Source organism: Streptomyces sp. NPDC097129, from assembly GCF_055668065.1.
Genome location: NZ_JBVOQE010000010.1, coordinates 321,336 through 332,629, shown reverse-complemented (window position 1 = coordinate 332,629; position 11,294 = coordinate 321,336). Strand labels below are relative to the sequence as shown.

The following is an 11,294-nucleotide window of genomic DNA, read 5'->3' as shown; positions in this document are numbered from 1 at the left end:
CGGCGGCAGACCAGGGCCCCGGAACCAGGAGGCAGGGCAGAGCAGGGCCGGGGTGTGCCGGGGCTGAAGGCAGCCCGGGCCGAGGCAGGTCCGGGCCGGGTGCCTGCCCCCGGCCGCAGGGGTGGCCCGGGGCTGCAGGGCTGGGCCGGGGGAGGTTGGCAGGTGGGGGCCTGGGGTCAGGTGCCGGCCAGGGGGAGGGTGGCTGCTACCAGGTGGCCCGTTGCCGCTGCCTTGTCCAGGGCGTCGCGCATCAGGTCCTCTCGGGGCTGGCGGCCGATGGAGCCCGCCGGGGCCGCGAACATCAGTACCTGCTGGTGCTTGTTGGCGGCGGCCCGCCAGCTCTCCGTGACCTGGAGCGGCTGGTGCGCCTGCCACCAGGCCACCGGCTGGCCGCCGTCGGCGCCGGGCTGGAGCACCGCGTGCAGCTGCCCCATGGCCAGCAGCACGGACCAGCCGTGCAGCACCGGCGGTACGGCGGACAGCTCGGGCAGCGGCATGAAACCGTGCTCGATCAGCAGCGGCAGGAAGTCGTCGCCGGTGCCCGTGGAGCCGGGGCGCACGATCGGCCCGGTCGGCTCCACGACCAGCGCGGGGTGCAACTCCCCGGCGACCAGGACCAGTCCGCTGGTCACCCCGAGCACGGCCTGCTCCGGCACCGCCTTCACCGGCTCGTCGGCGGCGCCCCGGCCGCCGGTGACGCCGCCGATGGAGCGGACCGCGCCCTGCAGTTGCTCCTCGGTGACCTGGACGACCTGCGAGGGCAGGCAGCCGGCGTGGGCGAAGGCGAGCACGGCGGTCTCGTCGCCGATGAACAGCACGGTGCTGGTGCGTTCGTGCTCGGGGTCGCCCGGGGTGCGGCAGGAGGTGCAGTCGTAACTGCCGGGGGCGTTCTCCCCGGCGAGCAGCCGGTCGGCTTCTTCGTCGCCGATCTCGGCGCGTACCTCGTCGCTGACGTCGAGCATGCGCGGCACGGGTGGCTCCCTCGGGATGCGGTGCGTTGGCGGCGCCGGGTGGTCCCCGGCTCATGAAGAGCACAACGGGTGATCTGTGGTGGGGGTCACGCACGCGCGGGAACCGAATCCCCTCATCCATCGCGCACGGTCAACCGCGCACCGGAACCGGTCACTCAGCGTCAAGTGTTCGAGTGGCCAAGGATGTTGGTGCGGTGAAGTGGCTCACAGGCGGGGTCGGTCGATGGTCGACATGTCATGAAATTCGAGGATGTAGTGGGTGTCCGAAAGTCGCCGATACCCCGGGTAACGTCCAACTGGCCTGGAATGACGGCGAATTGGTTGATGCCGGGCCGTCCGGCTCCCTACATTCCTCCGCCGTGTGCACCGAGCACCGCTCGAGTACGTCCACCGGTCCGCGCCGCGTCGCGGAGCACCACCCCCGGTGGACGGGGCGGAGCGCGACCCCCGCGCCGATGCGCGAGGGGTGGCGGTCCGCCCAGGGGGACCTCGAGTCGTTCGAGAGGGAACTACATGTCCGAATGTGCCGATAACACCCGCACCACCGCTCGCAAGACCCTGACCAAGGGGCAGGCCCGTACGACGGCTGTTCTCGCCGGGGCGGCGCTCCTCGCCCCCCTCGGCCTGCTCGCCTCGGCCGGCGGCGCCGCGGCGGCGGACGGCGGAGTGTGGGACCGCATCGCCCAGTGCGAGAGCGGCGGCAACTGGCACATCAACACCGGCAACGGCTACTACGGAGGGCTGCAGTTCTCCGCGAGCACCTGGCGCGCCTACGGCGGCACGGCCTACGCGTCGACCGCCGACCAGGCCTCCCGGTCCGCGCAGATCGCGATCGCCACGAAGGTCCAGCGTGCCCAGGGCTGGGGCGCCTGGCCGGTCTGCTCGGGCCACGCCGGGGCGTACGGCGACGCGCCCGCGGCGAACCCCGTCTCGGCGAAGTCGCACTCGAAGTCGCACTCGAAGTCGCACTCGAAGTCGCACTCGAAGTCGCACGCGAAGCCGGAATCGACGTCGGCGTCGACGCCGAAGCGGTCCGAGTCCGTCTCGTCGAAGCCGGCGAAGGCGCCGGCCCGTTCCGGCGGTCACGCCGGCCACGGATCGACGCGCGGCGGCGACTACACCGTGCGCCAGGGCGACACGCTCAGCGGCATCGCCGCGCACCACGGGACGAGCTGGCAGCGGATCTACGCCGCGAACAGGTCCGTCATCGGCGGCGACCCCGACCTGATCGAGCCGGGCATGCGGCTCGCCCTCCGGCACCTCTGAGGCACATCCTGAGCCACACCTCGGGGCCTACCTCGGGGCCTCACCCGGTCGGCCGGCCGGGTGAGGCCCCAAGGGCTGTGCCGGCCGCCGGGGCCCCGGCGTGTGCCGCTCAGCCCGCCGGCGGCCTTCGTTCCAGCTCGGCCGCCTCGCCGCTGAAGACGACCGTGCCGCGCCGCAGTTCGTACACCACGACCGTGCGGCGGCCGCGCAGCGCGGGCGGCAGCCGCTGCTCGGCGAGGATCACACAGGCGTCGAGCGAGCCGAGCAGTTCGTAGGTGCGGGCGGCCACCGCGGGCGCCATGCCCTGCGTGGGCTCGTCGACGAGCACCGCACGCGCGCGTGCCGACAGTGCGCGGGCCAGCGCGAGCATGCGCTGCTCGCCGCCGGAGAGCGTGCCGGCGCGCCGCGCGAGCAGGGCCTCCAGCTGGGGGTAGGCGGTGAGGGCGGCGTTGAGAGCGCCGGCCGTGAGGGCGAGGTTCTCGCGGACGGTGAGGGAGCCGAACACCGCCTGCCGCTCCGGAACCAGGCACAGCCCGCGCCGGACCCGCTCGTACGCCGGCATCCGCGTGACGTCGGCGCCGTCCCACAGCACCGCCCCGGCGGCCAGTGGCACCGTTCCGGCCACAGCGCTCAGGGCGGTGCTGCGGCCGGAGCCGTTACGGCCCAGCAGCACCGTCAGGCCCGGGCCGGGAGCGGTCAGCGTGACGCCGTGCAGTGCCTCCAGGGGGCCGTAGCGCACGCGCGCGTGGCGCAGGACGACGGTCATGCGCCCGCCTCCTGTCCGGCCCGGGCGGCGAAGGCGTCCAGGACCCGGCCGGGCGGCCCGGAGGCGATGATCCGGCCGGCGGTCATCACGTGCACGACGTCGGCGAGGTCGGCGACCAGGTCGAGGTCGTGCTCGACGACGAGCAGGGCGGTGCCGTCCGCGGCCAGCGCGCGCAGCACCCGGGCCATCGCGGTCACCTCGGCGGTGTCCAGCCCGGCGGCGGGCTCGTCCAGGAGCAGCACGCGCGGGCCGCCCGCGAGCGCCCGGGCCAGCTCCACGCGGCGCAGTGTGCCGGTGGGCAGTCCGGCGGCGGGCAGCGCCCGGACGGGGCCGTCCAGCCCGAACAGCCGCAGCGCCCGCTCCACCGCCGCCGGATCGGTGACCCGGCCCTGCTCGGCTCCGATGCGGACGTTCTCGGCGACGGTGAGGGAGGGGAAGACGGCCAGCTGCTGGAAGGTCCGCGCGATGCCCAGCCGGGTGCGGGCGTACGCCGGGAGCCGGGTGACGTCCCGTCGCCCGGACAGCACCTGCCCGCGCGCCGGCCGCACGGTGCCGGCCAGGCAGTGGAACAGCGTGCTCTTCCCGGCCCCGTTGGGTCCGACGATCGCGGTGACCCGCCCCGGGGCGACCTCCAGATCGACCTCGTCGAGCGCGGTGAACCCGCCGTAGCGGACGCGCAGGCGCCGGGCGGTGAGTACGGGCTCGGGCGCGGCGGCGGAGTCGGAACGGGCCCCGGGTCCGCCGGCCGCCGGGGCGGCGGGGAGCGGCGAGGGTGCGCCTTGCGGGCGCGCCGTGTCGCGGACGCGGATGTCCCGTTCCGGCGGCGCGGCCTCCGCCTCCGCGCCGCCGGCCGCCGACACCGCCGTAGCCCCCGTCAGTCCGGCCCGTCTCGGGGGCCGTTCGCGTGCGGGCTGCAGCCGTGCCCGTACTCGTGCGCCCAGCGCCGTCAGGTGGGCCCCGCCTCCGGGCCGCAGGTGTTCCGCCGCGGTGCGCAGCGCCTCGTACGGCCCGCCCGGGAAGCGGCCGGCGAACGCCGCCAGGACGCCGACCAGGGCCGCCGCCACCCCGCCGCGCGCGCCCGCGTCCAGGCCGACCAGGAGGGCCGCCGCGACGAGCGCGCCCAGGGCGCTGTCGGCGCCCAGCACGACCACCGCGGCGAACCACAGCAGACCGCGCACCGGGTCGTACGTGCCGGGGTCGAAGGCGCGCAGCCCCATGCCGAGCAGGCCCCCGCCGAGCGCGGCCAGCGCCGCGCCGCACACGAAGGCGAGCAGCTTGAGCGAGGGCACCTGGACGCCCGCCGCGCACGCGCCCGCCTCGTGGTCCCGCATGGCCGCGAGCGCCCGCCCGGTGCGGCCCCGGCGCAGCAGCCGCGTGGCCGCCAGGGCGGCGGCCAGCAGGGCCAGTTCCAGGAGGTAGTAGGCGCGGTCGCCGGTGAAACCGGCCGGGCGGTCCAGGGCCAGGCCGGCCGTGGCGTAGGGCTGGGCGAAGACGAAACGGCTCACGCCGACCCCGAACGCGAAGGTCGCCAGAGCGAGCGCGAGTCCCTGGCGGCCGATCGCGGGCCAGCCGGTGAGCAGTCCGAGCGGCGCCACCAGCACGACCGCGACCGCGAGCGCGGTCAGCTCCGGCAGCCGCGGCAGGACGGGGAAGCGGCCCGCCGCCAGCAGCGCCGTGAACAGGGCCCCCAGGCCCGCGTACGCCGCCTGCCCGAGGGAGATCTGGCCGCCCCGGCCGGTGACGACCACCAGGGACAGCAGCACGATGGCCAGCGCCGGCACCTGCACCGCCGTACGCAGGTCCGAACCTGCCAGCCCCAGCGGCAGCAGGAACAGCACGACGGCGACGATCCAGGCGCCGTGCGGTGCGGCCGGGGCCCGCGCGGTCACCGGGTGGGGGAGCGCGTCCCGGCGGCCGATGCCGGGCAGGACGAGTGCCGCCACCAGCAGCGCCACCACGAACAGGTTCGCGCCGACCGCCTGGAGCAGCGGCTGCGCCCAGCCGGACGGGTGCAGTCGCGTCAGCTGGCTCTGCGCCACCCCGATCCCGAGCGCGACCACCACCGCGACGGACAGACCGCGCATCCGCGCGGCCACCGCGACCGCGACCACCTCCATCACCAGCAGCGGCAGCCCGTACGGGTCGAGGCGCACATACGGCGCCAGCAGCGCCCCCGTCAGGCCGGCCGTGAACGATCCGAACGCCCAGCCCGCGGCGGCCACCCGGTCGGCGTCGATGCCGCCGAGCACGGCCAGCCGCCGGTCGTCCACCACCGCCCGCAGCTCCCGCCCGAACCGGGTCCAGCGGATGACGGCGGACACCCCGGCCGCCAGCAGCACCGCCACCGCCAGCTGCCCCCACGGATCGGCCGACACCAGCTGCGGCGCGTCGTCCCGCGCGCCCGGCCCCCACAGCAGCACCGCGCCGCCCACCAGCAGCACGAACACTCCGATCGAGGCCATCAGGGTGCGCGCCGGGTCGCCGCCGAGCACAGCGAGCGGCCGGAAGACGAACCGTTCCAGCAGTACGCCGATCGCCGGCGCCAGCACCAGCAGCGTCACCACCGCGCCCAGCCACAGCGGCCAGCCCCACACCACCACGCACTGCCGCAACGCGTACGCGCAGATCATGGCGATCGCCCCGTGCGCGAAGTTGAGCACGCCGGTCGCCCGGTAGGTGACGATCAGCCCGATCCCGGTGAGCGCGGCGGCACTGCCGACCGACAACCCGGCGAGCGTGAGGTCGTAGGTGAGGGAGGACATCAGTCCTCCGCGGCGTCCGGCTCGCAGATCGGGCAGGGGGCGAGCGACCCTTCCGCCAGCAGCCGGCCGTCGACCGGCAGCGCCTGCGCCTTGCCGGCGACGAGCGGGCAGTCCGCGCGGTGCCACAGCGTGCCGCCCGGCACCATCAGCATCCGCCCGCCCACCGCGACCGGCGCGGCCGCTGAACCGGCCGTGCCGGCCGGGGCCTCCCCGTCCCCGTCCCCGTCCCCGTCGGCGCCGGCCGCCACCAGGAGCCCGTACAGCTCCTCCAGGCGCGCCGCCGCCCGGGCGTCCCGGCCGTGGCCGAGCAGCACCGCCCCGGCGACGATCAGCGCGGCGCCCGGCACGGTGCAGGAGGCCAGGTAGGGCAGTTGCCGCTCGGCGAACCGCTCGCCGGAGACGCCGTACCAGCCGATGACGCACAGCACCGCGCCCGCGGCCAGCGCCACCCAGCCGGCCCACAGGACGGGGTGCACGGTCCGCAGTCGCACTGTCCGCATCGCTGGCTCCCACACATCAGGTTGCCGCCCGGTATGCCTGATCCATCCGGTCTGTCCCCGGCCGGTCGATGGCTTGCACTATGTCTGCTCTGCGCTGACCCTGAAAGCACCGGGCGCCCCTCGCCCGGACCGACACCCGGTGGTGAGCCAGATGGTTCTGGGAAGCGACCTCAGGCGGGGGACGGCACTCGGCGGGCGCGGCCCACGGGCGGCGGGACGGGGAACGGCGCTTGCGGCCGCCCTCGCTCTCATTCTCGCCCCGGCCCTCGCGGCGTGCAGTGACAACGGCGGCGGGGGCACGTCCACGCCCTCCCCGCGGCAGACGACCAGCGCCGCACCCATGGCACCCGCGGACCCGGCCGCGGCACAGCAGGAGATCAAGCAGAACTGGCAGAAGTTCTTCGCCCCGACGACGCCGCTCAAGGACAAGCAGGCCGTCCTGGAGAACGGCGACCGCATGGCCCCGGTCCTGCAGGCCTTCAGCAGCGACCAGCGCGGCCGGCAGGCGCAGGCGAAGGTGACCAAGGTGACGTTCACGTCGCCGACCAGGGCGGCCGTGACGTACGACCTCGTCGTCCAGGGCGCTACCGCCCTGCCGAACGCGGCCGGGATCTCTGTCCAGCAGAACGGCACCTGGAAGGTCTCCGTCAGCACGCTGTGCGCGCTGGTCAAGCTGAGCGGCAATGCGTCCGCGTCGGCGATCCCGGGCTGCTAGCCGCACGGCCGGGTCCGCCGTCGCGGCGCTGCTGCTCCTCCTGTGCGCGGCCTGCGGCAGCCGCCTGCCGGAGCGCGACTTCGAACAGGGCACGCACGCGTCGACGTCCACGCCGGGCCACGGCGCGCCGATCCGGGTCGGCATCGTCACGAGTGCCACCAGTCCCGTTGGCGCGGGCGCCTTCACCGGGCCGCGCGACGGCGCCAAGGCGTTCTTCGACCGGCTCGACGCGCGCGGCGGCATCGCCGGGCACCGTGTCGAGGTGCGGCTGTGCGACGACGGCGGCAGCGGCATCGGCAACAACGCGTGCGTGCACCAGCTCATCGACGAGGACAAGGTCGTCGCCCTGGTCGCCACCACCGCCCTGGACTACGCGGGCGCCCCGCGCGTGTCCCACGCGCGCGTGCCCGACATCGGCGGACAGCCCATCGGCGCCGCCTACGACACCTGGCCGCATCTGTACGGCATCTACGGCAGCCTCGCGCCGCGCGACGGCACGCCGGGCTGGGGCGGGAAGCTGTACGGCGGCACGGAGGTCTACCGGTACTTCAAGCGCGAGCACGGCGCCCGCACGGCCGCGGTCGTGTCGTACAACCAGTCGGCGTCCGCCGCCTACGCCCGGCTGGTGGAGCGCGGGCTGAAGGCCGAGGGGTACAGGGTGGTCACCGAGGAGGTCGACTTCGCGCTGCCCAATTTCCGCGCCGTCGCCGCCGACCTGAAACAGCAGGGCGCCGACCTGGTCTTCGACGCGATCGACACGCACGGCAACGCCCAGCTGTGCCGGGCGATGGACCAGGTCGGCGCGCACGTCACCGCGAAGGTGACCAACGTGCAGAACTGGACCTCCACCGTCCCGCAGGACTACAAGGACGCCCCGCGCTGCCGCAACGCCCTGTGGGCGACCGGCGCCAGCCGCAACTACCAGGACACCGGCGACAGCGCGGTACGGGACTTCCGGGACGCCACCGAAGGGCTGCCGACGCACTCCCAGTGGCAGCTGGAGGGCTGGGCGGCGGCCATGTGGTTCACCGACGCGGCCCGCTCCTGCGCGCGGCAGGGCGTCACCCGCGTGTGCGTGGACGCCTGGATGAACCGCCACGGCGACGGGTACACCGCACGCGGCCTGCTGCTCCCCGTCGAGTTCGCGCGGCTGCCGCAGCCGCCGCGGGATCGCCGCACCTGTCTGTCGGTGGCCCGCTGGCAGGACGGCAAGGGCTGGGTGACACAGGGCGACATGAACCGCACCTGCTTCGTGGTGCCGCAGCTTCCCTACACACCCTGAGCCCGCACCGTCCGCACCCGCCCCGCACCCGCACCGTCCGCACCCGCCCCGCACCCGCACCGTCCGCACCCGCCCCGCACCCGCACCGCCCGCAGCCGCCCTGAGCCCGCACCGCCCGCGCCCGTCCCGAGCCCCCGCTCGCGGACACAGGCTGTCCGCAAGTCCTGGCAGACTCGGCGCCATGCTGGAGACCTCCGCACGACTGCTGCGCCTGCTGTCCCTGCTCCAGGCCCACCGGGACTGGTCCGGCCCGGACCTCGCCGAACGGCTCGGCGTCAGCCCGCGCACGGTGCGCCGGGACGTCGACCGGCTGCGCGAGCTGGGCTACCCGGTCAACGCCAGCCCCGGCACCGGCGGCGGCTACCAGCTGGGCGCCGGCGCCGAACTGCCGCCGCTGCTGCTGGACGACGACGAGGCGGTCGCCGTCGCGGTCGGACTGCGCACCGCCGCCGGTCAGGGCATCGAGGGCATCGGCGAGACCTCCGTACGGGCCCTGGCCAAGCTGGAGCAGGTGCTGCCGGGCCGGCTGCGCCACCGGGTGAGCGCGCTGAACGCCTTCACCGTGCCGATGCTGCGGCCCGGCCCGCCGACGGACCCCGTCGACCCGGCCCTGCTCACGGAGCTGGCCCATCTGTGCCGGGACGCCGAGCGGCTGCGCTTCGAGTACCGCTCTCACGACGGCGCCACCAGCCGCCGTACCGTCGAACCGCACCGGCTGGTGTGCACAGAGCGCCGCTGGTACCTGGTCGCCTGGGACGTCGAGCGGGCCGACTGGCGCACCTTCCGCGTCGACCGCGTCACCCCCAGGCCGCCGCACGGGCCCCGCTTCACCCCGCGCACCCCGCCCGCCGACGACCTCGCCGCGTACGTCTCGAAGGGCGTCTCCACGCGCGCGTACGCCACCCACGCCACCGTCCGGCTGCTGGCGCCCCTCGCCGAGGCCGCCGAGCGGGTCTCGCCGTCCGCCGGGACGCTGGAGCCGGACGGCCCCGGCGCCTGCCTGCTGCGCACCGGGGCCGCGAGCCTGGACGTGATGGTGATCCACGTGATGATGCTCGGCCTGCCCTTCGAGGTGGTCGAGCCGGTGGAGCTGATCGACGCGATCAGGACCGCTCGGGACCGCCTCGACGCGGCGCTGGCCCGGGCCGCGCGGTGAAGTGAAGGCCCGTCCTCAGCCCGTCACGTCCCGGTCCGGCGCAGGCCCGCGACGCGCGCTGCGCGCGAGGCCGTGGCGCGCACGCCGCGGTGCCCCGCGACCGGGGGCGTACGGAGATTGTGTGGGGGGAGCGTGGATTTCCCATGGGGCGCCGAGGCGTACGGCATTCGGGAAATCGGTTCGGAATAGCGCGGCCCGCGGGCTGCGCGGGGACACTTTCCGGCTGATTGCCGCAGGGCGCGATCCGACCCGAGGGAATGGCGTTCGAATACACCCGGAAGGCCCAGCCGCGGCCTCGGTAACCGCTTCCCTTTGTGACCGGACGCGGTCAAACACAACGGTGTGATCTTGTGACAGAAGCGTGACACCGCCTAGCGTGGCGGTATGGCACCCATTCCCTCCCCGTCGGGGGAGCCGCAGGACAGTCCCGAGGGTTACGTCGGCCTCGACGCCGAGCGGGCCGAGCGCCTCGCGCGAGAGCGCGGGTGGTCGACGGTTCGCTCCCTGCCGCCCGGGGCGGTCATCACCATGGAGTACCGCGTGGGCCGGCTGAACTTCGAGGTCCGGGACGGCCGAGTGGCCCGCGCCTGGAAGGGCTGACCTGCGCGAGAGACGACGAAGGCCCCGGTTCCTGTCCGGAACCGGGGCCTTCGTCCGCGCGGCGGGGTGTGTGCGTACCGGCCCGCCGCGGTGGCGTTCAGCCGCCCGTGGGCCGGGCCGCCGGGCTCGTGCCGCGCGCGACACGGTCCGCGTGCGGTGGGCGGCGGCTGCCGGCCGGGGTGACCGGGGTGCGTTCCGCGCGGGTGGTGTGCGGGCCCGGAGCAAGGTAGACGGGCGCTCGCGCGGCGCGGGCCGTGGCGGCCGCCGCGCGGCCCGCGGGCGCCTCGTCCTGCGCCGGGGGACGCGAGGGGACCAGGACCGGCGGCGTGACCGGGGCGGCCGGAGCAGGCGCCGTACCGGCGTGGCGGGCGCGCCAGCGGTCGCGCAGGTCGAAGAGCCCGTTCTCGGCGCGGGCGATCAGCGGCTCGCACCACGGCAGCGCGAGCAGGACCAGCAGGCCCGCGGCCCAGCCGAGGAGCACATCGCTCAGCCAGTGCGTACCGAGGTAGACCGTGGACATGCCCACGCCCAGCGCGGTCATCGCCGACAGGGCGGACAGCCAGCGCCTGGCCCTCGGGGTGGAGGCCAGATAGGCCAGGATTCCCCAGGTCACGACGGCGTTGGCGGTGTGGCCGCTGGGAAATATATCGCCGCCCAGCCCCATCTCGTTGGAGCCGATCGCGGTCGCGTAGTGCGGACCGAGCCGGCCCATGCCGATCTTCGCCGCGCCCACCGTGATGTTCAGCAACAGCAGAGACGCCCCCAGCGTCAGCAGGGGGCGCACGGTGTGCTGCCGCCAGGAGCGCCAGCCCAGCCAGGCGGCGACCATCACGGCGGTGGGGCCGCGCTGGCCGAGCACCACGTAGTAGTCGACGAACCAGTGGATCTGCGCCCACTGCTGGTAGGGCCGGAAGAACATGACCTGCCAGTCCAGCCGGACCAGCCACGAGGTGGTCACGACCAGCCACACGATCGCCGCGTAGAAGGCCAGGGTCGAGCCGAACAGCACGACCCTGTGCCGCGTCATCCGCGGTACGTCGATGTGGGCCGGTCGTTCCGGCTCCCGGTCCAGTCTGGTGAACACCCGGTCCAGACGGGTGAGGTTCGGTTCGATACGCACTCAATCGACGTTACAGCGGGTGAGCTGTCCACCCCGGCGAATCCACGGCTTTGTGATGACGATGTGATGTGGGATTCCTCTCAACAGCGGGTTTAATTCCTGTGAATCCGTAATCGGACAACGTCGCGCCCTGCAATTCCTTTGATCATTCCGGAG

Annotated in this window: 10 protein-coding genes; 5 read left to right on the top strand and 5 right to left on the bottom strand. The window is 74.7% G+C overall.

Annotated elements, in window-relative coordinates; genetic code table 11:
- Window positions 1–176: 176 nt before the first annotated feature.
- Window positions 177–971 carry a hypothetical protein gene (locus tag AC0B9F_RS27975; protein WP_472007233.1) on the bottom strand — a complete coding sequence of 265 codons (795 nt, stop codon included), beginning with the start codon at window positions 969–971 and terminating at the stop codon, window positions 177–179.
- Between the two features lie 513 nt (window positions 972–1,484).
- Here AC0B9F_RS27975 and AC0B9F_RS27970 point away from each other — a divergent pair.
- Entirely contained in the window at window positions 1,485–2,237 is a 753-nt protein-coding gene (locus AC0B9F_RS27970; RefSeq protein ID WP_472007232.1) for a transglycosylase family protein, read from the top strand.
- A gap of 109 nt (window positions 2,238–2,346) precedes the next feature.
- On the opposite strand, the gene AC0B9F_RS27965 is transcribed toward AC0B9F_RS27970, so the two are convergent.
- The 3 genes from AC0B9F_RS27965 to AC0B9F_RS27955 are packed head-to-tail and all read right to left on the bottom strand — an operon-like array spanning window position 2,347 to window position 6,265.
- A complete protein-coding gene (locus AC0B9F_RS27965) occupies window positions 2,347–3,003 on the bottom strand; it encodes an ATP-binding cassette domain-containing protein (RefSeq protein WP_472007230.1) in 657 nt (218 codons plus the stop codon).
- Window positions 3,000–5,765, bottom strand: coding sequence for an ABC transporter permease subunit (locus tag AC0B9F_RS27960; protein WP_472007228.1), 2,766 nt, complete (start codon window positions 5,763–5,765; stop codon window positions 3,000–3,002). Before AC0B9F_RS27960 ends, AC0B9F_RS27965 begins: the two co-directional genes overlap by 4 nt.
- Window positions 5,765–6,265: a hypothetical protein gene (locus AC0B9F_RS27955; RefSeq protein WP_472007226.1), complete on the bottom strand. Its 501-nt coding sequence runs from the start codon at window positions 6,263–6,265 to the stop codon at window positions 5,765–5,767. Before AC0B9F_RS27955 ends, AC0B9F_RS27960 begins: the two co-directional genes overlap by 1 nt.
- A gap of 151 nt (window positions 6,266–6,416) precedes the next feature.
- On the opposite strand from AC0B9F_RS27955, the gene AC0B9F_RS27950 reads away from it, so the two are divergent.
- The 4 genes from AC0B9F_RS27950 (at window position 6,417) to AC0B9F_RS27935 (ending at window position 10,018) form a co-directional block, all read left to right on the top strand.
- Entirely contained in the window at window positions 6,417–6,980 is a 564-nt protein-coding gene (locus AC0B9F_RS27950; RefSeq protein ID WP_472007224.1) for an MTB12 C-terminal domain-containing protein, read from the top strand.
- Window positions 6,949–8,262 carry an ABC transporter substrate-binding protein gene (locus AC0B9F_RS27945; protein ID WP_472007222.1) on the top strand — a complete coding sequence of 438 codons (1,314 nt, stop codon included), beginning with the start codon at window positions 6,949–6,951 and terminating at the stop codon, window positions 8,260–8,262. Before AC0B9F_RS27950 ends, AC0B9F_RS27945 begins: the two co-directional genes overlap by 32 nt.
- Before the next feature lie 181 nt (window positions 8,263–8,443).
- Window positions 8,444–9,418 carry a helix-turn-helix transcriptional regulator gene (locus AC0B9F_RS27940; protein WP_472007220.1) on the top strand — a complete coding sequence of 325 codons (975 nt, stop codon included), beginning with the start codon at window positions 8,444–8,446 and terminating at the stop codon, window positions 9,416–9,418.
- A 384-nt stretch (window positions 9,419–9,802) separates the two neighbouring features.
- Entirely contained in the window at window positions 9,803–10,018 is a 216-nt protein-coding gene (locus AC0B9F_RS27935) for an I78 family peptidase inhibitor (protein ID WP_363266913.1), read from the top strand.
- A 97-nt stretch (window positions 10,019–10,115) separates the two neighbouring features.
- Here the strand turns inward: AC0B9F_RS27935 and AC0B9F_RS27930 are convergent, their stop codons facing one another.
- The gene (locus tag AC0B9F_RS27930) at window positions 10,116–11,138 is read right to left on the bottom strand and encodes a phosphatase PAP2 family protein (protein WP_472007219.1); all 1,023 of its coding nucleotides are present in this window, start codon (window positions 11,136–11,138) and stop codon (window positions 10,116–10,118) included.
- Window positions 11,139–11,294: the final 156 nt, after the last annotated feature.

Bases quoted from the DNA above. Each gene is read 5' to 3' on its own strand.
- AC0B9F_RS27970 (WP_472007232.1), top strand. From the start codon at position 1,485: ATGTCCGAATGTGCCGATAACACCCGCACCACCGCTCGCAAGACCCTG.
- AC0B9F_RS27965 (WP_472007230.1), bottom strand. From the start codon at position 3,003: ATGACCGTCGTCCTGCGCCACGCGCGCGTGCGCTACGGCCCCCTGGAG.
- AC0B9F_RS27960 (WP_472007228.1), bottom strand. From the start codon at position 5,765: ATGTCCTCCCTCACCTACGACCTCACGCTCGCCGGGTTGTCGGTCGGC.
- AC0B9F_RS27955 (WP_472007226.1), bottom strand. From the start codon at position 6,265: ATGCGGACAGTGCGACTGCGGACCGTGCACCCCGTCCTGTGGGCCGGC.
- AC0B9F_RS27950 (WP_472007224.1), top strand. From the start codon at position 6,417: ATGGTTCTGGGAAGCGACCTCAGGCGGGGGACGGCACTCGGCGGGCGC.
- AC0B9F_RS27945 (WP_472007222.1), top strand. From the start codon at position 6,949: ATGCGTCCGCGTCGGCGATCCCGGGCTGCTAGCCGCACGGCCGGGTCC.
- AC0B9F_RS27940 (WP_472007220.1), top strand. From the start codon at position 8,444: ATGCTGGAGACCTCCGCACGACTGCTGCGCCTGCTGTCCCTGCTCCAG.
- AC0B9F_RS27935 (WP_363266913.1), top strand. From the start codon at position 9,803: ATGGCACCCATTCCCTCCCCGTCGGGGGAGCCGCAGGACAGTCCCGAG.